Raw genomic sequence first — 23,330 nt, 5'->3', positions numbered from 1 at the left:
TGGTTAAGATCGTGTAAACTAGTAATAACTTTTAGGTTAAAGCCTCGCTTTTTGAGAATAGCATGAATACTAAAACGAAAAGAAAAACTGATCCAGCCTTAGCACTCGCTCGTCGTGAGCAAGTACTGTGTGCTGCCGCTGATTGCTTTAAGCGTAAAGGCTATCACGGTGCAGGTATGGCTGAAATATCTAAAACAGCAGGTATGAGTGCAGGTCATATCTATAACTATTTCGCCAGCAAAGAGGCTATTATAGAGTCGATTATTGAACGTGATATGGAAGAAATGTTCTCAATCTTTCAGCAGTTTGAGGATCAGCAAGGCGATCTAGTGACGGTTTTATTAGATGGTCTTGATCATGGTGTTGAGCGCCATACAGACATAAACCAAGGTGCACTTGATCTGGAAATGTTGGCAGAGGCGGCACGCAATGAAAAAGTAGCGACCTTATTACGTGAGTCAGATGCACTGGCCCGCAAAAAAATGCGTAGCTTACTTATAGGCGAGCGTAGTCCAATAAAATCAGCTTCAACGGCTGAAATAGACAGCCGTATTGAAGTGATGTTTGCGGTAATGGGCGGTTTACTTTTACGTAAAACATTGAACCCTGCTATTGATAAAGAGCTGTTATTAATCGCATTGCGCCCAGCCATGAAGTCACTATTGATTCCGTTTTAGTTAAACTCGTTCTATGGACCACTGCACTGCTATTACGGCGATTATTAACGAGCCTGCTGGCATTACCCACTTTTGATACCAGCAGTGGTTTCTTGCCCAAATAAGTACTGGCAGGGCAACAACTAAGATCGCAAGTTGACCAATTTCGACGCCCAAGTTAAACGCAAGTACGCTAAGCAATTGGTATTTGCTGGATAAACCAAGCTCACCAAGTACGCTGGCAAAGCCCATTCCATGTAATAAACCAAACGCAAAGGTAACCCAGCCAAGACGAATAATAACTGGCCAAACATTATTCAATGCTGCAAATAATACTGAAATAGCAATACCTAATTCTACCCAGCGGCTATTAGCTGATAATAAATCTATCGCTGTTGCTGTTAACGTAATAGAGTGAGCCAAGGTAAACGCAGTTACTATCCAGGCGGTATGCTTAAAAATAGCCATTTTAGAATCGATGCCTTGCCATTTATTATCTTTTCTGACTAATACGCAGGTAAGTAATAACGCAATTAAAAATAAAATATGATCAAGACCCATCCATATATGCAATATCCCTTGATAGACATATTGTTTAAATGTTGCGAGGTAACTAGTGCTTGTAAAATCGAATGCTTGTGTTGCTTCATCAGCACTCATGACACGTGTTTGCGAGTTCACAGTGGTGATGGCTTTGTGATTAGCGTCAATATCGAAAAATGCACTGTATGTAAGTATTATCGCGTCTTTTTCAGCACAGTTTATGTTTATGGGTAGCACAACATACGGTTGGTTAAAGTGATTATCAAGCTTTAAGTCGTTGTTACTTTGCACCATGCACGCTTGTTCGTCCATAGATGTTACTTTGATTGATGCATACATGAATTCATTTAAGGCTGCACGCTTGGCGGTTATTTCATACCAAGCAATATTGCCATCTTGATTGAGATCGAACGCAATTTTATGTTCTAAATCAATCAGTGGGATTTGCCAAGTGCCTGTAAACTCATTTGGTTTTGAGGGTGACTCTACTTTATTCAAATTAATGTAGCTGGTACTAAGTTGATGGCCAAAAGTGGTACAACTTATTAATAGGCATACACTGTAAAATAGGCTTCGAATACAATATTTCATAATGATGCTCCTTGTGCACGTTCCAACAGTTGTTGATCCGCTTGTAGTTTTGCCTGTTGCCAATTAATTTTTGCCCAATAAAGTGCTTTATCTGCCTGCTTATCAAGGTCCAAATAATAACGAGCAAGATCGCTGGCATGGAACACATCTTGGCGAAGCTCTCTTAATTGTACGCGTTGTGACATGAGGGTTTGCCACTGAGTTTGTGGGTTTTTTGTGTTGTTACGCTCAGCAATCGCTAAGCGAAGTAATAATGCATCTTCTAAATTTTCATCATCGTTAGTTAGCGAAGGTAAAGAGTTCAGTATTTTTTGATAAGAGCCTAAGGCTAAATGAATATCAGCCCACAATACAACCAAGCTAACAGGGGCTGTATTTAATGCAATAGAGCGAATATGATCTAATGCTGCTTTTGGTTTATTGAGCCTAAGGGCCATCTCACCAAGCACATGACGGGTCGTTTCATTTTGCTTATTAATAACAATACTATTTTTTAAACTTTGATAACTTTGCGTTAATTGACCATCTTGGCTTAATGCATCTAAGGCACACGTGTTAACTACATCCATAGGTGCTAAGCCTACAAGTTTTAAGCATTGTTGTTTTGCTGCTGTGAATTTGCCTTGTACCATCAACATATTTGCTTGTAGTAAATGGCTATTAACGTGTTGGGGGTCTTTTTGTAATACTGCTTGAGTAATAATCAATGCGTGTTCAAATTGATGTTCACGTTGTAAAACACGTGCGTACATGTAACCAATATCGGGTGTTTTAGATTGTTTGTAGCGCTGTTCTAGTTGTGATTTTAACAGCCCTTGGCGTAATTCTGTTTGACCTACTTGCTGCGTTTTAATGAGCAATGCCATTAACTCATTATCATTCAACATCGCAGTACTGACAGAGCGCGCCTTACCTATTATGGTGTTATCGGCAGGTATAATTGGTTCAGCGTACAAACAAGGTGAAAGTAATAGCGCAAAGTAAGTAAAGGCACGAATCAGCATAGTGTCTCCTAAAAAGGCCTTCCATGGCCTGCAAGTTGGTATTAAAAAGCTTAGTTATCCGTTAGCAAGTCGTCATAATTGACTTTTGCATCGGCATTAGTAAAGGTACGTCCGTTAACACTTAGCGGCTTGTCCGTAGGCGCTTGATTAAACGCTGCACGACTAAACTGAGCAAAGTCAACTTCCAGTACTTCAATTGTAATATCAACCATGGCTGTTACTTGTTCATTGACACCATCGCTCACAGCAAAAGTAAAACTGTCTGTGCCAGTTGCTTCTGCATTCGGTGTATAAACATAACTACCATCGCTATTAACTACAACCATGCCTAACATAGGTTCGGTAACTAAACTAAATGTAAGGGTATCACCTTCAGGATCAGTGCCCTGGAGCATGTCTTCAATGGTTACTTCGGTTTGTGTAGTAACCATATCTGCAGATGCTGTAGGCGCTTTGTTAACCACTGGCGGTTGCTCTATGTCTTTTTTGTCATCATCGGTGTTACAGCCTGTAAGCATCACTACAGCGAGTAGTGCTGCAACGTGTGATAATTTTAACTGTTGCATGAGTTTCTCCTTATTTAGACCCAGCAAGTGGTGTTGCTAGGTATGGGAAAGTTGAGTCCATCATAGTTGCGTCAAGTGGTGCACCATCCGTAAATGGTACGTTACCAACACTCGCATCATCACTGCTACACAGTCCTAAATCAGTGTCGGTGCCATTTACTGGCACTGGGTAGCATAGACGACCCATAACAACACGCAGGGCAATATCAACTACATCATCACCTGGGCGACGACCATTTGGGAAACCAGCTAAATCATCACCAGCAACACCAAAAGCAGATTGCTCAGCTTGCGCTTTTGCTGCAATAGCCGTATTTAGACGTAGCATTTCAGCACCGGTTACCGTTGCAAGTTGGTTAACACCAGGGAAGCCAGTTAAAAATGCTGTAACTAGGTCATTTCGAGGGAAGTTAGTTGGAGCAAGCGTTTCTATATTTGCGCCGAGTGTTGTGTTTACTGCATCTTTAAAAAGAATATTAAGTAACTCAGGTAATGAAGGGTGCGTTACATAGTCTATAAACTGTGCATCATCTTTTGGTTGCGATGTTGAGAATGTGTCTTTATCTTTTAAACCAATCACCAGCTCATTGACTAATGGATTACCTAATCGAGATACTTGCGTTAACGCACCGCCGTTGGCTGCATTGTTAGCAAATTTAGCATTTGGATTTAAAATGCGTGCTTGCGGTAAGCTTGCAGTAGTCCATGAGCCAATAGTGCCATTTCCTTCGCCGGTTACGCATGCCTTAGGAACTTCAACAGCAATGGCGGTTACATTCTTATCCTTAAGATCATCATTATCCATACTTTGCGTTATGCCGCCTGGAAAGCCTTCACCATCTCCTGCACCAGGTGCACTATCACCTTCTACTGGAACGTAGTTAACCAAATCAAATGTTTTACCAAGGTTTACAACAAATGGGTCTTTACGCTGTCCAACAAATACTTTTGCCATGGCATCACAGCCAGGAACAGCTACATTATAAACAAATTGGTCGGCATACGTTTTGTAGCCATCCATCGAGCTAAATGTTTTATTACCAATGTAATCAAGCGGCTTACCAAACTCGTTTGTATTGGTGCTGCTGTTAGTGAGCATCGTCTTTGTGCCAGTGCGCATAGGGCCTGATATCATGCTCATGGTGTACGATTCGCTAAAATTAACCGCTGAGTTATCACCAGAAGCGACACCACCCACATTTTTTAAAGGCACAGCAACGGTACGTTGGTTATCAGCAGGACCAACTGTTAGCGCTACACCTTCATTGTTATTTGGCAACATACTTTTAAAGTTAAAGGCAAAGGTAATGTCTTCAACAGCATCGCCATCGTTATCAATGTGAATACTGTAAGTGGCATCTGGATCCATGGCGAAATAATTTGGACCGCCATAACCATCTTGCAATGGAATATAGTTGGCAATAAATGTCACATAGTCATCTCGGCCTTGCTCATAACTATTAAAAGCATAAAAGTCGGTTGAGTCTAATGTTGGAAAGCGGCTAATGTTTGGCGCTTCGCGATGACTAGACGCCTCGCTTGGGACGCTCACTAAGGTACTGCATACTACAACTGCTAAAATGGACGGAGTTAATACTTTCATGATTTCTTCCTTTAGTTTTAGATTATATTCATAGCTAATAACGGGGGAGAGGTTTGATTGGATGCAGGAAATTTAAAATTAATTTAAATAAATGTGAATCTTTATTGTATATTATTGATTATAATGAAATTTAATTTATTAGTGTTTTTGCAATATTGTTGTGAAGTACAGTGCAATAACATAAAAAAGCCAGCAAACGCTGGCTTTGTTTTTTTGTATTATTTTACTGATTAGTGGAGGCGCAATTTAATTACAAAAAGCGCACTTTTTTACAGTAATATTAGCTCTGTTGTATACAAGACTTCAGTCGGCAGACCCGTCGGAGAACCACCAATTGGCTCCAAACTAATTGCCAATAGTGCTATATCTTGGGCACTAAAGCGGCTGTCTTTGAGTAATGACTTAACACCACCTTTTGGTAAAAGGCCCAACGATATAGGCGTGTCCTGACCTTTGAGGATCATCCATAATTGGTAATCTTTGTCATTTCTTGCAACTAACTTGTCACTGGCTTTAATAGATAGGTTTTGCTCATTAATATCAATAAACCACAGTGGTTGCTCTGCTGCATCTTTAAACAAAGCAATCTGTTGTGTAGGTTGCACTGGCGTTTGCGGCTGCCAAATAATTACTGCAAGTACAATACTGGCAGCAGTGGCAATGAGCGACCATGCCTTCCAAATATGTGCTTTAGGCTTGATTACATTAGAGTCAGTGGACGATGATTTAGCTGGCTCAGAGGCATCGATACGCTGAGATATAACTTGCCAAACCTCATCACTTGGTGGCTCAGATTGTATGGAGCTTGCTAAGTTATTTAAATGTTGTTCCCATATCCATGTTGCTTCTCTAACGCGTGTTGAGGTGAGCATTAAACGCTGAAAACGTTTACGGGCTGAACCCGTTAGAGTGCCTAAAACATACTCTGCTGCAAGCATATCAATCAGTTTTTGATTATCATAATTCATAGTGTTAAGCACCTTTGCAGCTGTTGTAAGCCCCGTCTGATCCAGCTTTTGACTGTACCAAGTGGAGTCTCCACATGATCCACCAGTTCACTGTGAGTTAACCCTTTATAATAGGCTAAATGGATCGCTTGTTTTTGCTGCTCATCCAATTGTTCCATACAATCAACGAGCTTAGTTTTATCTTCATAATCAACCGTTATTGCGGTATCTGCAACCGGTTCAAAGTGTTCGCTGTCATTGTCTAGGCTTTGCTCCTTACGCACCTTATGGTAACGCAGTGAGTCTAAACTTCGATATCTTACAATACTGATCATCCAGCTAATAACTGTCCCTTTGCTGGCTTGGTATTCAGATGCGTTATGCCAAATTTTGACAAACGCATCCTGCAACGCTTCTTCTGCATGAGCACGATTAGTCAACATTTTTAAGCTGATAGCAAATAGTTTTGGGCTGGTTGCATTATAGAGCTTTGCAAAAGCCTGTTTATTTCCCTGAGCGGTTTGGCTCAGCAACGGCAATAGTTCATCGATTTCCATAAAGTTCCTGTTGTTATTATTAGTAAACGTTTGAGGTTGATAATTGGATGCAAAATAGATTGCAGGGTTAAGTGCAGAGTATAATGCTCTAAATCTAGCAGCCATTTACGGCTTGGCAAGCTTATTCGATCAGTTTTTAAGCATGCAAAACGTATTAAATTAATACAATTAAAGCAAAAATAAGCTTAAACGTTATAAAAATGTGTTTTTCAATAATAAAAGCACCGTTTTAGTTATGGTTAAACAGTGGGTGAATGTAATACACTGTGGGAAAAGCACACAACACAAGAGAGATTAAAATGGCAGCATTTGGTACGGTATTTATGCCACAAATGATCCAAGCGAGATTTACAGATAATGCTTGGAGTGAAAGCGAAATTGTTCCTTCCGATAAAATAGAACTGCACGCTGGGGCACACGTTCTTCACTACTCAAGCACATGTTTTGAGGGTTTAAAAGCCTTCCGCCACGAAGATGGCTCAATATATATTTTTAGAATGGATGCTAATATTGCACGTATGCAGCAAAGCTCGAAGTTATTAAGCTTGCCAAGCTTTGAAGGGCCAAAGCTTACGAAAATGATTACCGATATTGTTAAAGAATACGCTGACGAAACGCCTTTACCGCCGGGATCAACGTACATTCGTCCAACGCATATCGGTACTGAAGCTGCAATTGGTAAAGCAGCAGTGCCCTCTGCAAGTTCACTTATGTATGTTTTATTGTCGCCTGTTGGTGATTACTTTGCTGGTGGCTCAACGGCATTACGCGTTTTATTAGAAGAAGATGGCATGCGTTGCGCGCCACACATGGGAATGGTTAAAAGTGGTGGTAATTATGCCAGTGCATTGGCGCCAATTTCAGCAGCCCGTGAAAAATATCAAGCAGATCAAATTTTATTTTGCCCAGGTGGTGATGTTCAAGAAACAGGTGCAGCTAACTTTATCTTAATTGATGGTAACGAGATCATCACTAAAGCATTAGACAGCACTTTTTTACATGGTGTGACACGCCACAGTATTTTGACTATTGCCAAAGATTTAGGCATGACAGTGTCAGAACGTAACTTTACAGTCACTGAATTATTAGAGCGTGCAGCTAAACCGGGTACTGAGGCTGCGCTTTCTGGTACAGCCGCTGTTCTTACTGCGGTGGGTACTTTTATCCATAACGATAAAGAGTATAAGGTAGGTACTGGCGAGCCGGGCCCTACGACAACCCGTTTACGCCAAGCATTGAATGATATTCAATGGGGTAAAGCACCTGATACGCATGGTTGGTTAACCAAAGTAGACGTTTAATTCCTGCGTAATTCAATATGCCCAAGTAACAGCAACACATAATTTTGGTGTGCTGAAACTTGGGCTTTTTCATTTCAATATCCTACGCTTACACTGTAAGTAACTCACACCTGTGTGTAAAATCAACGCAAAGCCTTCAATGAGAAAACTTTAGTTATTGAAATTTAAAAACTTTTATTTTATTTATCTCGGCGTAATAATTGCAAACTACCTTACAAAGTGGTTTGTTTATTAAATACTAACCACATAAAATTAATAACAAAGGAGAGTCTATGTGGGCTGCAATTAGTTATATCGTGTTAGCATTGGTATTTATTGTGATGGGCTGGCAAGTTGATGCTGTTTATTTTTCCATTATGTTTTATTGGACCGCACTCTCATTGCTGCTTGTAGGTGGCGCGTACGTGTTTAACGTAGCTAAAATTTTTCGTAAGCGCGAAAACGGTGTTATTCCTTTTTATATCCGTTGGGCTTTCGTGCCTTTTTTATTGGGTGCACAAGTGTATAACGCGTGGAGTCGTAAACGGGATAAAGTGCCGCCATTACAACAAATTAATGACCATTTATTTTTAGCGTGTCGATTATTCCCCTCGGACATAGACACCATGAAAGAAAATAACATTACAGCTATCTTGGATGTTACCTGCGAATTTGATGGACTCGAATGGTCTTCAACTCAGGAGAATATAAAATACCTGAATATTCCTGTACTTGACCACCGCGTGCCTACGCGTTCGCAGCTTAATCAAGCTCTAAACTGGATTGACCATCATATTAAAGCCGATCGTCGTGTGGTAGTGCATTGTGCATTAGGTCGTGGGCGGTCTGTGTTTGTTATGGCCGCTTATTTATTGAGTCAAAATAAGGATGCGGATGTTCATCAAGTATTAGCCCAAATTAAAGAGACTCGTGAAACAGCTAATCTCAATAAACACCAGTTACGTCATTTAGTTAAACGTCATCGCAGTGGAGAGTTGCTCATTAAGAACAAGGCAGTGTTAATTGCCAATCCTGTATCTGGTACCAAGCTGTGGCAACAAAAAAAAGACATGATTATTAATCGCTTGTCTGCCTATTATGATTTGACAGTGTTAACAACATCAAAAGATGAAAATGGTATTGTATTAGCAAAACAAGCTATGAATGACAGCCCGAATTTGATAATTGCTTGTGGCGGCGATGGAACAGTTGCAGAGGTTGCTAGTGTACTTGTCAATACCGATTGTAAACTCGGCATAATTCCTTTGGGTACAGCCAATGCACTCGCACATGTTTTGATGGGGATAAAATCTAAATTAATCCCCGTTGAAACGGCATGCGACCTTATTATTGATGGACAAACTCAACATATGGATACAGCTTACTGTAATGGTGAGCTTATGCTGCTATTGGCAGGTATTGGCTTTGAGCAAACGATGATAGAAAAAGCAGACCGTGAAAGTAAAAACGCGGTTGGTCAAGTTGCATACTTGCAAGGTTTTTGGCAAGCGTTAGGCCAGCAAAAAGCGCAAAAGCTGAGTGTGCAGCTAGACGATAACGAGCCTCAAGAGTTGTGTACAAACAGCTTGATAGTGGCTAACGCGGCTCCATTTACAACTTTACTTGCACAAGGTAGTGGGCAGCCTGATCACAATGACGGCTTATTAGATGTCAATTGGTTAACGCCTAATGTAGATAATTCGACTAATGTATTTAGTATTGCAGAGCTTGTATTAAGCAGTGTAACGCAGGCTCATCTAGCGATAAACTCGCATCACACTAATGCTCGTCGGGTAGTGATCAGTGCTGCTGATGAGATTAAGTATGTGATAGATGGCGAAGTGAAAACAGCAAGCGAATTAGTGATCAAGATTGAACCTAACTCACTCGCTGTAGTATGTGCAGAGCAGGCTGTTTAATTACTTTTTAATACTTGGCCAGACAAAGCCGCTTGCTTGCGGCTTTGTTTCTAAGCAGTTATCCAGATAAAGCTGTTCCACCTTAGTGCGTGCCCAAGGGGTTTTGCGTAAAAATTTAAGGCTCGATTTAACGCTAGGATCAGACTTAAAGCAGCGAATGTCCACTTGTTCGCCCATGGCTTTCCAACCAATTGTTTGTTCAAGTTTTACGAGGATCTGTTCAAGAGTTATACCGTGTAATGGATTGTTAGCTTGCTGATTCATAATTCACTATAGCGTTAAAAAATTCGGAGCTATTGTAGCCTATGTGGCCGTTGATACCAACGCGATATCTTTGCACACTACTAAATAAGCTAATTAACCCGAATTGTTTTAGGTGTTTTTGGGTAAATAATCTCATTCTTATCATCAAGCATTAACCAACTTAATGCACTGTTATTGTGATGTGGTTTTTTTGCAGCACAGATGACTTTTAAATTAGCCATCACAATAACAGCGCCTTCACTATAGCGCTTATCATCAAACCAACACACTGATTGCTGGGTTATTGCATCTTGAGGGGTTACTAACAATGTTGTTTTTGAATTGTTCCCAAAGCTATTTACTGAGTAAATAAAACAAACAAAACATAGACCTATAGTACTTAAAATTCTCATGTTCAGCCTTTGCATTAAAAAATAACTCCACTAAGCTTATACCCAAACCTCCTCAAAATGCGAGTTTAATTGGAATTAAAAGTGATTTAGGCAAGGCATTGATTGTAAGTAATAGTGGTTCTATTGTTAAAATCAGTATCGCAGTATAAATATATTTAAATCAATCTATTGGGCGTTTTATAGGGGCTAACTCTCATCGTTTTTACTCCTTAAAAGTAATGGCTATTATTGCAAAGTAATGCTTTGTGATTAAGCACCTGTGAAATGCTTAACTCTGTATCTAAAGGTGGCTTGGGCATATAGCCAAGTTACAAAAATATACCTGCAGCAATTTTTCAATAAGTTGCTAATAAGTGTTTTAGAGTGACTTGGGTATAAAATGTGTTAGGGTAAATAATCAATAAAATAATAATTTCGAAAACAAGGTGAACACATGCAATTTAACCAAAAGATGATGGATGAATTTGAACTGCTTGCTAAATTTCCTGTTAGCAGCAAAATGCAAGGTATTAAGATTCATAGCGATGCAAACGACAGTGTTATTAGCGCCGCGCAGCGTTTATTTGAAAAAGGGATTATAGATAGCCCAGACGGCGGATATTTAACCGATCTGGGTTTAGATTTAATTGAGCATGTTACTGTGATACACAGCGCGCTGAGTAGTTAGCCAGCATCAAGCTGATTTTGCGGTGCTGCATCACTAAATGCAGCTAACGTATTACAATGCGCGTATATGGCTGCTATTTTTGGATATGCAGTCATATCGACATTAAAGCGCAACGCATTAAATACTTGTGGCACTAAACACACATCAGCTAGACTCGGTTTATCTCCAACACAAAAATCATGCTTCTCATCCAGTAATAACTCTAGCTTTTCAAAGCCTACTTCAACCCAATGACGGTACCATTTATTTTTGGCTTCATCATCAACCGCAAGCTCGGTGCTTAAATACTTAAGTACGCGCAAGTTATCGATAGGGTGAATATCACACGCTACGGCATAACTTAAATTACGGATTTGTGCTTTTTCCCATGTATTGCCGTAAATCAACGGGTGTTGAGGGTACGTTTCATCAAGGTATTCTAAAATGGCTAACGATTGTCCTAGCACTCCTTCCTCAGTTTCAAGTGCGGGTAATAAACCTTGTGGGTTTTTACTTAGATATTGCTCACCTTGCTGCTCTGACTTTAATAAGTTTACAGGTACCAGCTCATGGTCAATGGCTTTTAAATTAAGTGCAATGCGCACGCGGTAGGCCGCTGATGAGCGAAAATAAGTATACAATTTCATGATTTGACCCTATTAAGCTTTAAAATGTTTTTTAATTGTACGCCAGCAATCAGTATAGTTTGGTTGACGCTCTTTGCCCTCAAGTGCATATTTTGTAGGCGAAATAATGTAGCGAGACTCAAACATGAAGGCGAGTGTGTTCTCGTAGCGTTGAGGTTCAAGCTCAGCATTTGACGCTTTTTCAAATACATCGGCTTCAGGACCATGCGGTGACATGCAGTTATGCAAGCTCATTCCACCAGGCACGAAACCATGTTCTTTTGCATCGTACACCCCTTCAATGAGACCCATAAACTCACTCATAATATTACGGTGATAATAAGGCGGGCGGAAGGTATTTTCAGCGACCATCCAACGTGGCGGGAAGATAGCAAAATCAATATTTGCGACACCTTCAGTGCCTGATGGCGACGTAAGTACAGTAAAAATTGACGGATCTGGGTGATCAAAGCTCACGGTATTCATTACATTGAAGCGCGCTAAATCGTATTTATACGGTGCACTATTGCCTGTCCACGCGACAACATCTAGCGGGGAGTGCCCAATATCACAGCTGAACATATTTCCGTTAAACTTAGTGATTAATTCAAACTCGCCTTCTTTATCTTCAAATGCGGCCACAGGGTATTGGAAATCACGGTCATTCGCATAGCCATTGGCGCCCACAGGGCCGCGCTCAGCTAATACGTATGCATGGCCGTAGTTTTCACAAATATACCCTCGGGCCGTATCAGATAACAGCATTACTTGAAATTTGATACCTCGTGGTATTACCGCAATCTCTCCTGCTTTAACTGTTAGGTTGCCGCATTCGGTTTTAAGTAGTAGTTCGCCTTGCTGTGGAACAAACAGCATTTCACCATCAGCGTTATAAAAATAGCGATCGGTCATTGATTTATTTGCTACATACACGTGAATCCCAATTCCTGCTTGGCCGTTGGCATTGCCATTGGCTGCCATTGTAATTAAGCCATCTATAAAGTCAGTGGGTGTTGATGGTATATCGATTGGGTTCCAACGTAGCATTGTTGGTGGAGTAGGTACTTCAGTGATTGGCGCTGTGCGAATTAAGCCATTGTCAATGCTACGATAATCACCTTGCACAACAGAAGGGCGAATGCGATACATCCAAGTACGGCGATTGTCAGCGCGCGGGGCAGTGAACGCTGTCGTGCTAAATTGCTCGGCATACAAATCATATTTTACTTTTTGAGGGCTAAATTGACCAATAGGTAATGCACCGGGTAGGGCTTCGGTTTCAAACTCATTACCAAACCCTGTCATGTATTTTAATTCGCTTGTCATCACTCGACTCCTTTGTGTTTTACTGTAAGATACTCTCATGTGAGAATAAATTCAAACCTTCCGTTTTTATAGCGCTGTACATATTTATGGACAGGAAAAACACGACTGTAAAGCCCATTATGGGGAGATAATAAGACAATGGCACTCGATTTAGCGACCTTTTTACCTTATCGATTAGCAAACCTAGCCAGTAAAATGAGTGAGGAGTTTGCGGATGTATATCAACAACAAAGCGATTTAACTATTCCACAATGGCGTATTTTGTTTAATTTAGCGCAATTTGGCCAAAGCCATGCAAAAGCATTATGTGAGCAAGCCGCAATGGACAAATCCACCGTATCACGGGCGATTAAAGCATTAATAGATAAGCGTTATATAGTGAGTTTGGTTAACCCACAAGATAAGCGAGCTAGTTTACTCGCACTGAGTGATGAGGGACTAAGTTTATATAAGCAGTTGGCACCAGCTGCATTAGCATGGGAGCAGGATTTATTAGCGTCACTGACACAAGATGAGTATACGGTTTTGTTAAGTTGTTTAGACAAATTACAAACAAAATTAGAGGCATAAAACAAAAAGCCCATCATAAGATGGGCTTTAGAATAACTTGGTACAAGTTAACTTGGAAAATTAGAAAGTGTATTTAACACCAACACGCATTTCCCACAGTGATGGTCTTGATTCAACGCTTGTACCTGATGGGTCTTTAAACTCATTAAATACATACTGGCCATTCACGATGTCAGCTGAAACAGCACTTTGTAGTGCACTACCCGTTTTAAGTACGCCCCAGTCATCGTTTATCATGTTACCAATGTTCTTGATAACAAAGTATGCAGCGCCTTTTTGGCCCTCGCCGAAGCCCATAAACTCTTGCTCAACTTTGAAATCTAGTGTTACCCACCAGTCGCCATCGATGCTGTTACGGTTGTTAATTTTACCGCGTGTTAGGCCTTCACTCTCAACCCATTCATTAAATGCCGCTTGGTCAAAGTCATCGCCATATACAACTTGGCTGTCGTCAAGCGTTGGTACGTAAAGTAATTGACGACTGTTATCGTTATAACCTAGGCCACCTGAGCGCGAATCAAACGCGTACGAGTACGGGTTTGTTTGCTGTGCTTGACCAAATAAGTTGAACTTGGTTTCGTAACCATCAAAAATTTCATGGTTGTACGATACGCTCATAGTGAAACGATGAGGGATTTCGTAGTTAGACGTTGCAAGGCCTGGGTTTTCTGAATCAGATACTGCAATACCATGGTAGTTAGAAAACGCAACAGAGCTGGTCATTGGATGAACATCTTTGGCAATGGTATAAGCATATGAAAGTGCTAAATCAATACCGTTGTCGAAAGACTTGTTCATCGCTAATGATAAAATCTGTGAGTATGCATCGTCACCTTTTACATTAGTAAGAAGGAAGTCTGAACCACCGTTGTAAATCGGGCGGCCATCTGGTGCAACGCCTGTTTGCTCGTAAGCTAGGTTTTTAACGATTGCTGAGTCTTGCTTATCAGTGTAAAGATAATCAACGTTAAACACGTAATCGTTTTCAGTGATATATGTAGCACCAAGCGAGAACTTCCACTCTGATGGGATTTCAAAATCAGGATCTGTTACGTTAACATCAGCATCCGCACCACCTTGACCTACAGCGTCGTAAAGGTCTTGTGGAATATCGTAACCAGGTTGGCCATTGCCATTAAATGCCACCGCGTCAGGACCTAGGATTTGCATACCACGTTGATTAATTTGTATATTACGAACGCCATCGTTTGAGTAGCTGTTTGAAATCCACACATTTGGATTACCGCCAGAGTACAAGCCAATACCACCACGGAATTCTAATTCATCGCTGTAAACCCAGTTAACACCTAAGCGAGGTTGTAATAAATCAACACCGTCTAAGTTTTGGCTGTTTGAAAAGCCGTAACGGTCTTCAAAATTTTGGTTATATGTTGGTACATCATCACTGGTGTAAAAATCATAACGAAGACCTGCAACAATTGAAATATCGTAATCAATTAGCTCAAACTTATCTTGGAAATATAAGGTGTTTAAGGCGTATTTGAATTCACCCGCTGCGTCATCCGGGTTATGGCTTGCTGCGTTACCGTAATACACACGAGCAATACCATCTTCAAAGTCCTGTATTGAACTAAAGCGGTACTCACCTTCGTTATGTTGTACGAATAAGTTGAATACATCTAGTTCTTCACGCTCATAACCAAATGAAAGTTCGTGATCTTCTAGGTAGTAAGTACCCGCAAGTTTTAGCGATAAGTTATCGTATTTAAGTTTGTTGGCTTGGCGAGAATCATCTGGACCAAGGTATACGTCAACATCACCTGTATCGATTCTAAACTCACCAAAACCTGATGCAGCATCAAGAGAGTTTTGACGGTTATCAAGTTTTGAATAACCTACGCGTACTTCAGTTGAAAAGTCATCTGTCCAATCTGAGTAGAACGAGGTTACGTATGATTGAAGCTCTGCGCCACGTTCATAAAAGTGATTTGATAAAGATAAACGGCTTGAACCGCTATCAGATTGCGCCAGTGAATAACCATCGTTGTAGTTATAAACAAAGCTTGCACGGTGATCGTTGTTGATGTTCCAATCAAGTTTTACTAAGATTTTCTCATCTTCGACTGGCATACTTGGTACCATAGTACCCGGGTCGTAATCATAAGAGTCGATTGAGATTTGTCTAATGCGGTCTACCGTTGCTTGGTCAATACGGCCATTTGCAAACGGGGCATAGTCAAAAATTTGTGCGCCTTCCAGTTTTTCATATGAAGTGAATAAGAATAGCTTATCTTCAATTAGTGGAAGACCGACATTAAAGCCATAACGTTTCTCTGAGTAGTCACCTAAGTCTTGTTTTTCGCCTTCGATTGAATCGCCAGACATAGCATCATTGGTGTAGTCATAGAAAAAACCACCTTTGATTTCGTTTGTGCCAGACTTAGTTACAGCGTTGATGTTACACGATGTGAAACCACCATATTGCACATCAAATGGAGCAAGCTCTACAGCTACTTGTGCAATTGAATCGAAAGAGAAAGGCATTCTTTCAGTTGGGTAACCGCTTGAGTTCAAACCGAAGTTATCGTTCATACGCATACCGTCAACAGTTAAGCTATTGAAGCGTGGGTTACCACCACCACAGTTAATAGCGCCTGCGTTTGTCTCGTCAATATAGATACGTGGGTCGGCACGAATAATGTCTTTTAAGTCGCGGTTAATAGCCGGTTTGTTTTCCAAATCATCTAATGAGAAATGAGAAGCAGGGCCAGTGCTGCCTGATTGTGAGCTGATAGGTGCGCCACTTACAACAATTTGTTCCATTTGTTGTGAACGTAGGGCCACAGAAATAGGGTAAGTTTGACCTAGTGTTAGATAGACGTCGTCTAGTTGCGTGTCTTCGTAAGTATCAGAATCTACGATTATTTTGTATGGGCCACCAACACGTAAACCCTTTGTAGAAAAGTTACCTTGTTCGTTTACCGTTGTTGTTTTTGTTGAACCAGAAGGTATATGAATAATAGTAATTTGCGTGCCTGAGGCAGGGTTACCATTAGGGCCTGTGATTTGACCTTTTACAGATGATGCAGTTTCATTTGCAAAAGCAGCACCACTTGCGCCAACACATGCTGCAATAGCAAGTGATAGAGCAGTTTTGCGTAGTTGAATTTTCATTATTAATTTCCCGTGTAAGGTATTATATTTTAGTAATTTTAAGTTGTAACATGCTTGGTTTGCTAAGCATTAAATTGTACCCATTCATTTTATTACAAATAGATTACATTGCACACAAATTTGTAATAAAAATAATGATAGGCGCTGAAATGAGTGCCTTAATCATGAAATACACTGTAATTTAAGTGTTTTTTATGACAGTAGTATGAAATCGATTATTTTAGATATAAAAAAACCCGCCAATAAAGCGGGTTTTTGATTATTCACTTACACAGTGGTATTAGAACTTGTAGCTAATGCCAATTTTAGCTTGCCATGCAGATGATGACGTTGTGATTTGGCTGTAGTTACGAACATCGGCCCCGTTATAACGGCTATCGATGATGTAGCGGCCTTGGTCATCTAGACCACCGAAGTCATACACTGCTTGGTCAGAGTAACCTAGGCGTTTTTCAACACCCCAATCGCTGTTAAGTAAGTTAGCGAAGTTATCAACCATGAAGTAAACTTCACCGCTGTGACCTTTAGCAAAACCAGGTATTTGTTGCTTGATGCTTACGTCCATCGTGGTAACCCATGGCTGTGTGCCTGAATTACGGTCAAGTATTTTGCCACGTTCAGAAATACCTGCGCGATTAAGTAGCGTTTCAAGTTCAGACCAGCTCATGCCTGACTCTTCCCAGTTTACATTAGCGTCATCAGCCCCTGTTGGGATATATGCTAAGTAAGCAGAACTTGAGTTAAAGTCACGTGAGTCACCTAAGTCACCATCTTGGTACATGCCCATAGTGTAACTAAATGGACGACCTGAACGACGCTCAAAGTACATATTAAACTTAGTTTCATAGCCTGCGAAGAACTCAGTGTTGTAGCTCACGTTGATCTTAAAGCTGTGCTCAACTTCATATGAACCGCGTTGCGCTAAATCTTCGTTACGGTTTTGTGTAATGTTGTACTGGTAGTTACTTTGTGCACGCGATGAAGAACCTGATGCTGCTTCAGTAATATCTTGGTGCGCATAGCTAGTTGAAATATAAAGCCCGTTATCCCACTCTTTAGCAAGTGCTGTTGAGAAGATAACTGAGCGACCGTCTTCAGATGAATTCGTCATCGCGATGTCAAAGTTATCTTGTAAATCGCCAGAGTAAATACTCTCTTGAATTAAACGTTCTCCATCAGCAGCAGTACCTACAGGGCGAATGGCTGTGTTGTGCCAAACTGCTTCATTTTCTTTAACATGGTAAGCAATTTCAGCCTGCCATTTGAAGCCATTGCCTAGTAACTCTGAATCAAAATCGTATTCAAAGCCTACTTGTGAACGAATGCTTGAAGGCAGTTCAAAGTTTGGATCAACATAGTTGGTGCTACCTGCACCTTGAACTAAGGTGTTTTTAATTTCATCTGGTACAACGGTAATGTCTGCAGGGTTATTTGCATAATACTCGTTGATTGCGCTTTGCGGTGCAGCTACAAAGGTAATACCGTCATTTTGGTATGAGTTGTTATACCAAACGTTTGGAATACCACCTTGGAAACGACCAACGCCACCGTTGATAGTAAGGGCTTCGGTTGCATAATATTTAAAGCCAACACGCGGTAAAATAATATCTAGACCGTCTAGGTTTTCTTGGTTAGTAAAACCATAAGTGCTTGCAAAGTTTTCATTAAGCGTTGGTTTGTCATCTGATGCTAGGCGCTCATAACGAATACCGGCTGACATTTCTAAATCGTCGCCAATGTAGAATGTGTCTTCAATGTATAACGCTAATTGACTGCGTGTTGCATCGTATGCTGTATCAGCAGCGTTGTTTGTGTACGCATTGCTATAAGAGAAATCATACTTATCTCTGAAGTTACCTACTTCACGATTTGCAAATCCGTCAAACGTATCAAATTCCCACGAGCCTAATGAGTTCGCAGCAAACAAGTTGTACAGATTAAGTGACTCGTAACGAGCACCAAAGCTAAGCTCATGTTCATCTAACAGATAAGTTGCATCAAGTGTTAAAGTAAGAGTTTCAGTTGCAGAAGAGTTTGCATGACGGAATTCGTCAGTACCAAACTGGAATGCAGGGCCACGGAAACGTTCTTCAACTTTTACACTACCAATGTTTGAGTTAGTAATGCTGTCAGAGCTTACATCTTTATAAGCAATACCGATTTCAGTTGAGAAATCTTCATTCCAATCAGAGTAAAGTTTTGATGAGAAGTTATTAAACTTAGTTGCATAGGTGTAACGTGATGATGCTAAATCGACTGTGCTGCCACCCGTACCAAAATTACGCTCATCTTGGTCATCTTGCCACTGGTAAGTAAAGTCTAAACGGTGATCATCGCTTACATTCCAGCTTAACTTAACTAATAGTGATTCATTAGTATCTTCTGGGTCGCTACCTAGAGAATCTTGCATACCATAAACTGAATCTAAGATTGAGATAAATTGGTTATAGCTTTCTTCAGATACATCGTACTCGTTGGTCGCGCCTGAACCTTCAAAACCGTAATCTAGGTCAAGCTCACTCTTCCAGCTGTTATAGTTTACAAAGTAAAAAAGCTTGTCTTCAATTAAAGGGCCGCCAACATTAAAGCCAAAACGCTCTTCTGTTTGACTAGGAGCTACTTTATTTACTTCGTATGTGCGGTGACCGTCTTCATCTAAAACAGAGCTGCCATCGGCAGTTATTTGTGAAATGCTGTCTACATCACCGGCGATATCAGGTGTTGATGTTTCGTAAAAACCAGAAAACTTAAACTCGTTGGTACCTGACTTTGTTACAGCATTGATTGTGCCGCCACCAAAGTTACCTTTAGATGCCGAAAACGGTGAAACATCAACTGAGATTTGCTCTATCGCATCAAGCGCTACAGGTGGTTGTGCAGTAGGGTAACCACCATAGTTAAGACCGAAGTCATCGTTTTGACCGATGCCGTCAACGGTTAAGCTATTTGAACGTGGGTTGCTACCAGCGAATGTTAGTTCGCCATTACCGTTGATGCTTGCAAGTGGATTTAAGCGCGCAACATCTTTGATATCGCGATTAAAACTTGGCATGTTATCTATGGTGTCTTCACCAAATACGCTGCTTGAACCACCTGACTGTTGTACGATTTTATAGCCAGATACTTCGATCTTTTCCATGCTTAACGGTGCTAACTGTGATGATAAACGATATGTATCACCTAGCTCTAAATAAATGTTATCCAACGTTGTGTCGTTAAATGTGTCTGAATCTACAACAACAGTGTAAGGACCACCTACGCGCAAACCATTTGCGATAAACGTACCACTTTCGTTAGTCGTTAATTCACTCACAGTACCTGTTGGTTGGTGGATAACTTTAATTTTAACATTGGCAGCGGCAGCGCCAGAAGGCGTAGTAATTTTACCGCGCATTGCTGATGATGTATCTGCTGCCATAGCACTCGTTGAAACACCTAAAGCGAGTATTACCGCTCCAGTTAATTTCGAAAGACGAAGCTTGTTCATTTTGTTGATTCCCGTGTAATAGGTTATTTAAGGTTTTTACTAATTGATGTTAGATGGCATCTTAAGTGCCTTGTCTAACGGTTTTGCTGAGCTATCGAACAAAGTATTCAATAACCCTGCGAGTCTGATACCGGCTTGAAGTAAGCGCGTTTTAACAATCGGAACATTGTTGTAAATGTAGCCATAACTAACTTTATCGTTTTCTAATTTGTATAAGTTAGTGGCTAAGTTATGTGATTCGGTTAACCATTGCTCAGGTGAGCTTGCAAGGTACTCAGCTTTTATTTCAGCATTATGAATGTCGATAAATTGTGCAAACTCAGTGAACGATAAGTTTTCGCTTTCAACTAATTTGGTATCCCAAAGTGAATGCAGGTTGGTGTTTTCACCAAAGAAGGTTACTTTAATGCGGTTACCGCCTCTATCTTCGGCACGGCCAGCGTGAAATGGTTGGTGTGCATCACCCACTAAGTGAACAAGAAACCGCAGGCTAAAACGTTTAGCGTCCACAGTACTTTTTTCGTTCTTAAGCGTCTCAATAGCAAAGTACATTCCTTCAAGAATATTTTTTACATTATCTTTATTTAATTTATGAGAATGGTCGTGAGAAAACTGTGAAGAATTAGTAGGGGAGTTAATATAGTGCCAGCGAGAGGATTTCTTTTGCCAAAACTCGCTTGGGTTCGAACGCATTTCATCAGCCCAAGTAGATATTTGTGCAAGGCTTTCACCTTCTAATAGTTTGCTAAGTGATGAGCGGGTGGTATCGGTTATGTGGTTATCGGCAACCTGGCCAACAATCCTGTGGCCATTTTGACCCCAAGCGAGCGCATTTTGGGATGTAAAAAGAATGCTAATAGCTAAAAAACAACTGAGACCACTAATCCGATTGCTTAACATTTGTATTTTCCTAAAAATAAATTAACTGCGTACTGAACTATTCTTAGAGGTCAATTGTCCTGATTTTTAGTGGAATAGGAAGGACTCAACAAGATTCATAATTTCTTGTTCATAATCATTTAATATCAATAGCTTGTTGGTTTTGAGTAAAATTACCTATTGTAATGAGTAATTAAAATTGTTCAAATAGCGATATATTTAGTTTTGGATTGTTGAAGATTTGAAAATTAAGCAGCAGATATTATCCCACTCTACATTTGTTACAGTTTTACTACTGTTTTTTGTGGTGCTTTGGTTTGTCACTCAATCGTTTGTCGCTACTGAACCGAAAACGCTTAAGCCTTTAATAGAAACGTCGAGCCGGTGTTTTACATCTGCTTCGCAAAACAAAGAGCAATTAATTATTTATGCCACGTCACAAAAAGTAGCTAAATCAATTATTAATAGTTTGTGTGAAGATGCTGTTGTGACAAAACAATACGGTGAAGTGCGAGGTTTTTGGGGGTATCGTACTGCTGACAGTATTGAGTTTGTGGGTAAAGGAATTGCTGATCTTATATTAGCGAAAAACAATATTATGTCTGCCTTTAAGGCTGAATCTACTTATAACTACCAACCAATAGTGGGTTTTCCAAGCTATACCGCATTTTTTATTTCAGCAAAAGAAAAGCCTAAAATCGAAAAACAGTATTTTTTAGATAAACGAATCGGCTTATTAGATTATCCAACCAGTCGCTCAGGCCATATTTTACCAAAACAAACCTTTAAAGAGTTAGGAATCAACTTAGAAAACTTAGACGTAACCTACGCAAGTTCCCACAGTGAACTTAGGGAGTTACTCGCAAACGGTGAGGTAGATATTATAGCTTCATTTTGGAAAAATACGGATCAACAAAGCTTTTCAAAAAATTACATTACGCCTATCAGCAGTAATATTATTGGTACGCGCTGGTATTTAAAAATGCAACACGAAAATACTGATTTGTTATGTGCTATCCAAACAAATTTATTGGCATTATCACAATCACAAACATCTTCTTATTTTAATCATGTTGAGCCTTACTGGCAATGCAGTGATTCGGATGCTGTTTTTCTAGGAGAAGGGGATGATTAACAAATTTTGCCAAGCGGTAATAGTACTTGTTTTTATAAGCTCTATAGTGATTTTTAAAGCTGCGGGTTATTTACAGCAGCAACACAATATTGAAAATGTTATTACCCAAGCTGAAAAGCGTATAGCGCTTGATTTACCTCGGTTAGATTTGTCGAATGTTTTTTTAAAACACTCGGGCAATAGTGCTGCGATTAAAGGTTATCTCACGCGTTTGAATAAGGCACTAGACAATGAAGTTGTGACTGTGGAGGGGATTGGCGATACGAAGATAGAAGCAGCAGATTTAAGCAATAGGCCGTTAATTGTTCGCCATCTTACAACCAGTGATGACAGTGTTGCAGTCACGTTTCGCATTAATCATACATTGTGGCAGTTGTCTGACTTAATAAGCGCATTAATTTTGGCTTTTTTTGCTATGGCTTTTGGTTACTGGGCTGGGAGTATTAAACGTTCTAAAGTTGGTGCTATTAAGGCACGTAAGCAAGCAGATGAAACGGATGCACCTGAGCCGTTTAAACTAGTTATAGATCTTAATACCAAAACATTAGGCAGTACGCATGATGCAGCATTGAATGTATCATTAGCGAATAAACCGTTATGTTTTTATTTAGCGCTGATTGAGTTTTGTAGCGAGCAGCCAGATACTATCTTAAATCAAAATAAGAATGTACCTGATGAATTAATTGATATAGCAAACAAATATTTTTACCGACTCATAGAGCTCGGGCATACGATTCGTAAACGGCCCAACTTTTCTAATAGCCTAGAAAAAACACTCAGTGAAATTCGTGCTGCATTGGATGAGGTGTTAGTTGAATACCCCGAATTAAAAGAGATATATTACCCACCGAAAGCGCATGGCGAAGGGTCACGCTCGCGTCTACATAGCTATGGTTTGAACCAAATTAGCAGCGAATGTATAGAAGTGATTGGTAAATAACTGAGCTAAATAATTAAACCATGCGGTTTAGTTTATAACGTTAATGAACCTTTAAGTGAATATAAGGTGGGAATTGCTGAACGCAATAGAACAGCAATTTATTAAATTAACTGTAGCAGCACTGAGGTTAATTAAACCTCAATGCTGCTAATTGTTTACTAACGTTATTTAACCTGAACTCTAGATAATAAATCTATCTCCAGCGGCTACTTTTAACGCTAACTGCGTTGAATTTACTTGCAATAGGCTAGCTATTGACGCGTA

At 40.2% G+C, this 23,330-nt stretch carries 20 protein-coding genes; 7 read left to right on the top strand and 13 right to left on the bottom strand.

What is annotated here, in order from left to right; genetic code table 11:
• Window positions 1-62: 62 nt before the first annotated feature.
• Complete coding sequence (locus tag ACHUE3_RS03510; RefSeq protein ID WP_394190221.1) at window positions 63-677, top strand: TetR/AcrR family transcriptional regulator; 615 nt, start codon at window positions 63-65, stop codon at window positions 675-677.
• Here ACHUE3_RS03510 and ACHUE3_RS03505 read toward each other — a convergent pair whose 3' ends face one another.
• The 6 genes from ACHUE3_RS03505 to ACHUE3_RS03480 all read right to left on the bottom strand — a co-directional run bounded on the left by ACHUE3_RS03505 (window position 678) and on the right by ACHUE3_RS03480 (window position 6,467).
• Window positions 678-1,790 (bottom strand): HupE/UreJ family protein, encoded by a 1,113-nt coding sequence (locus tag ACHUE3_RS03505; RefSeq protein WP_394190219.1) that lies wholly within the window; start codon window positions 1,788-1,790, stop codon window positions 678-680.
• Complete coding sequence (locus ACHUE3_RS03500) at window positions 1,787-2,794, bottom strand: tetratricopeptide repeat protein (protein ID WP_394190217.1); 1,008 nt, start codon at window positions 2,792-2,794, stop codon at window positions 1,787-1,789. The genes ACHUE3_RS03505 and ACHUE3_RS03500 overlap by 4 nt, the downstream gene beginning before the upstream one ends.
• A 50-nt stretch (window positions 2,795-2,844) precedes the next feature.
• A complete protein-coding gene (locus ACHUE3_RS03495; protein ID WP_394190215.1) occupies window positions 2,845-3,360 on the bottom strand; it encodes an Ig-like domain-containing protein in 516 nt (171 codons plus the stop codon).
• A 10-nt stretch (window positions 3,361-3,370) separates the two neighbouring features.
• Complete coding sequence (locus tag ACHUE3_RS03490) at window positions 3,371-4,963, bottom strand: DUF4331 domain-containing protein (RefSeq protein ID WP_394190213.1); 1,593 nt, start codon at window positions 4,961-4,963, stop codon at window positions 3,371-3,373.
• A gap of 269 nt (window positions 4,964-5,232) precedes the next feature.
• The gene (locus ACHUE3_RS03485) at window positions 5,233-5,931 is read right to left on the bottom strand and encodes an anti-sigma factor (protein WP_394190211.1); all 699 of its coding nucleotides are present in this window, start codon (window positions 5,929-5,931) and stop codon (window positions 5,233-5,235) included.
• Window positions 5,928-6,467, bottom strand: coding sequence for a sigma-70 family RNA polymerase sigma factor (locus ACHUE3_RS03480; protein ID WP_394190209.1), 540 nt, complete (start codon window positions 6,465-6,467; stop codon window positions 5,928-5,930). Before ACHUE3_RS03480 ends, ACHUE3_RS03485 begins: the two co-directional genes overlap by 4 nt.
• A gap of 266 nt (window positions 6,468-6,733) precedes the next feature.
• Here ACHUE3_RS03480 and ACHUE3_RS03475 point away from each other — a divergent pair, with 266 nt between their 5' ends.
• Both ACHUE3_RS03475 and ACHUE3_RS03470 read left to right on the top strand, forming a co-directional pair.
• Window positions 6,734-7,768 carry a branched-chain amino acid aminotransferase gene (locus ACHUE3_RS03475; RefSeq protein ID WP_394190207.1) on the top strand — a complete coding sequence of 345 codons (1,035 nt, stop codon included), beginning with the start codon at window positions 6,734-6,736 and terminating at the stop codon, window positions 7,766-7,768.
• A 272-nt stretch (window positions 7,769-8,040) separates the two neighbouring features.
• Window positions 8,041-9,666: a diacylglycerol kinase family protein gene (locus ACHUE3_RS03470; RefSeq protein ID WP_394190205.1), complete on the top strand. Its 1,626-nt coding sequence runs from the start codon at window positions 8,041-8,043 to the stop codon at window positions 9,664-9,666.
• On the opposite strand, the gene ACHUE3_RS03465 is transcribed toward ACHUE3_RS03470, so the two are convergent.
• Both ACHUE3_RS03465 and ACHUE3_RS03460 read right to left on the bottom strand, forming a co-directional pair.
• A complete protein-coding gene (locus ACHUE3_RS03465; protein ID WP_394190203.1) occupies window positions 9,667-9,930 on the bottom strand; it encodes a VF530 family protein in 264 nt (87 codons plus the stop codon).
• An 89-nt stretch (window positions 9,931-10,019) separates the two neighbouring features.
• A complete protein-coding gene (locus ACHUE3_RS03460) occupies window positions 10,020-10,322 on the bottom strand; it encodes a DUF1496 domain-containing protein (RefSeq protein WP_394190201.1) in 303 nt (100 codons plus the stop codon).
• A 433-nt stretch (window positions 10,323-10,755) separates the two neighbouring features.
• On the opposite strand from ACHUE3_RS03460, the gene ACHUE3_RS03455 reads away from it, so the two are divergent.
• Entirely contained in the window at window positions 10,756-10,989 is a 234-nt protein-coding gene (locus ACHUE3_RS03455; RefSeq protein WP_099296654.1) for a TIGR02647 family protein, read from the top strand.
• Here the strand turns inward: ACHUE3_RS03455 and maiA are convergent.
• The gene (gene maiA / locus ACHUE3_RS03450) at window positions 10,986-11,615 is read right to left on the bottom strand and encodes a maleylacetoacetate isomerase (RefSeq protein WP_394190199.1); all 630 of its coding nucleotides are present in this window, start codon (window positions 11,613-11,615) and stop codon (window positions 10,986-10,988) included. The two genes, ACHUE3_RS03455 and maiA, sit on opposite strands and share 4 nt — an antisense overlap.
• A 12-nt stretch (window positions 11,616-11,627) precedes the next feature.
• Window positions 11,628-12,920 carry a homogentisate 1,2-dioxygenase gene (gene hmgA / locus ACHUE3_RS03445; protein ID WP_394190197.1) on the bottom strand — a complete coding sequence of 431 codons (1,293 nt, stop codon included), beginning with the start codon at window positions 12,918-12,920 and terminating at the stop codon, window positions 11,628-11,630.
• 138 nt (window positions 12,921-13,058) lie between these two features.
• Between hmgA and ACHUE3_RS03440 the strand changes: the two genes are divergently transcribed.
• Window positions 13,059-13,490 (top strand): MarR family winged helix-turn-helix transcriptional regulator, encoded by a 432-nt coding sequence (locus ACHUE3_RS03440; protein WP_394190195.1) that lies wholly within the window; start codon window positions 13,059-13,061, stop codon window positions 13,488-13,490.
• A 60-nt stretch (window positions 13,491-13,550) separates the two neighbouring features.
• Here ACHUE3_RS03440 and ACHUE3_RS03435 read toward each other — a convergent pair whose 3' ends face one another.
• From ACHUE3_RS03435 to ACHUE3_RS03425, 3 genes are all read right to left on the bottom strand, one after another.
• Window positions 13,551-16,625, bottom strand: coding sequence for a TonB-dependent receptor (locus tag ACHUE3_RS03435; RefSeq protein ID WP_394190193.1), 3,075 nt, complete (start codon window positions 16,623-16,625; stop codon window positions 13,551-13,553).
• A gap of 280 nt (window positions 16,626-16,905) precedes the next feature.
• On the bottom strand, window positions 16,906-20,112 hold the full coding sequence (locus ACHUE3_RS03430) for a TonB-dependent receptor (RefSeq protein ID WP_394190191.1): 3,207 nt from the start codon (window positions 20,110-20,112) through the stop codon (window positions 16,906-16,908).
• 39 nt (window positions 20,113-20,151) lie between these two features.
• Window positions 20,152-21,012, bottom strand: a complete 861-nt coding sequence (locus ACHUE3_RS03425; protein ID WP_394190189.1) for a S1/P1 nuclease — start codon at window positions 21,010-21,012, stop codon at window positions 20,152-20,154.
• Between the two features lie 220 nt (window positions 21,013-21,232).
• Here ACHUE3_RS03425 and ACHUE3_RS03420 point away from each other — a divergent pair, with 220 nt between their 5' ends.
• Both ACHUE3_RS03420 and ACHUE3_RS03415 read left to right on the top strand, forming a co-directional pair.
• Complete coding sequence (locus ACHUE3_RS03420; RefSeq protein ID WP_394190187.1) at window positions 21,233-22,126, top strand: PhnD/SsuA/transferrin family substrate-binding protein; 894 nt, start codon at window positions 21,233-21,235, stop codon at window positions 22,124-22,126.
• Window positions 22,119-23,066, top strand: coding sequence for a hypothetical protein (locus ACHUE3_RS03415; protein WP_394190185.1), 948 nt, complete (start codon window positions 22,119-22,121; stop codon window positions 23,064-23,066). Before ACHUE3_RS03420 ends, ACHUE3_RS03415 begins: the two co-directional genes overlap by 8 nt.
• Window positions 23,067-23,330: the final 264 nt, after the last annotated feature.

The sequence above is a fragment of the Pseudoalteromonas atlantica genome, from assembly GCF_043641955.1.
Lineage (GTDB): Bacteria > Pseudomonadota > Gammaproteobacteria > Enterobacterales > Alteromonadaceae > Pseudoalteromonas > Pseudoalteromonas atlantica_A.
This window is presented reverse-complemented; position numbering and strand designations above follow the sequence as displayed.

What these genes read in the sequence shown, in the direction of transcription:
- ACHUE3_RS03510 (WP_394190221.1), top strand. Translation starts at nt 63, where the DNA reads ATGAATACTAAAACGAAAAGAAAAACTGATCCAGCCTTAGCACTCGCT.
- ACHUE3_RS03505 (WP_394190219.1), bottom strand. Translation starts at nt 1,790, where the DNA reads ATGAAATATTGTATTCGAAGCCTATTTTACAGTGTATGCCTATTAATA.
- ACHUE3_RS03500 (WP_394190217.1), bottom strand. Translation starts at nt 2,794, where the DNA reads ATGCTGATTCGTGCCTTTACTTACTTTGCGCTATTACTTTCACCTTGT.
- ACHUE3_RS03495 (WP_394190215.1), bottom strand. Translation starts at nt 3,360, where the DNA reads ATGCAACAGTTAAAATTATCACACGTTGCAGCACTACTCGCTGTAGTG.
- ACHUE3_RS03490 (WP_394190213.1), bottom strand. Translation starts at nt 4,963, where the DNA reads ATGAAAGTATTAACTCCGTCCATTTTAGCAGTTGTAGTATGCAGTACC.
- ACHUE3_RS03485 (WP_394190211.1), bottom strand. Translation starts at nt 5,931, where the DNA reads ATGAATTATGATAATCAAAAACTGATTGATATGCTTGCAGCAGAGTAT.
- ACHUE3_RS03480 (WP_394190209.1), bottom strand. Translation starts at nt 6,467, where the DNA reads ATGGAAATCGATGAACTATTGCCGTTGCTGAGCCAAACCGCTCAGGGA.
- ACHUE3_RS03470 (WP_394190205.1), top strand. Translation starts at nt 8,041, where the DNA reads ATGTGGGCTGCAATTAGTTATATCGTGTTAGCATTGGTATTTATTGTG.
- ACHUE3_RS03465 (WP_394190203.1), bottom strand. Translation starts at nt 9,930, where the DNA reads ATGAATCAGCAAGCTAACAATCCATTACACGGTATAACTCTTGAACAG.
- ACHUE3_RS03460 (WP_394190201.1), bottom strand. Translation starts at nt 10,322, where the DNA reads ATGAGAATTTTAAGTACTATAGGTCTATGTTTTGTTTGTTTTATTTAC.
- ACHUE3_RS03455 (WP_099296654.1), top strand. Translation starts at nt 10,756, where the DNA reads ATGCAATTTAACCAAAAGATGATGGATGAATTTGAACTGCTTGCTAAA.
- maiA (WP_394190199.1), bottom strand. Translation starts at nt 11,615, where the DNA reads ATGAAATTGTATACTTATTTTCGCTCATCAGCGGCCTACCGCGTGCGC.
- hmgA (WP_394190197.1), bottom strand. Translation starts at nt 12,920, where the DNA reads ATGACAAGCGAATTAAAATACATGACAGGGTTTGGTAATGAGTTTGAA.
- ACHUE3_RS03440 (WP_394190195.1), top strand. Translation starts at nt 13,059, where the DNA reads ATGGCACTCGATTTAGCGACCTTTTTACCTTATCGATTAGCAAACCTA.
- ACHUE3_RS03435 (WP_394190193.1), bottom strand. Translation starts at nt 16,625, where the DNA reads ATGAAAATTCAACTACGCAAAACTGCTCTATCACTTGCTATTGCAGCA.
- ACHUE3_RS03430 (WP_394190191.1), bottom strand. Translation starts at nt 20,112, where the DNA reads ATGAACAAGCTTCGTCTTTCGAAATTAACTGGAGCGGTAATACTCGCT.
- ACHUE3_RS03425 (WP_394190189.1), bottom strand. Translation starts at nt 21,012, where the DNA reads ATGTTAAGCAATCGGATTAGTGGTCTCAGTTGTTTTTTAGCTATTAGC.
- ACHUE3_RS03415 (WP_394190185.1), top strand. Translation starts at nt 22,119, where the DNA reads ATGATTAACAAATTTTGCCAAGCGGTAATAGTACTTGTTTTTATAAGC.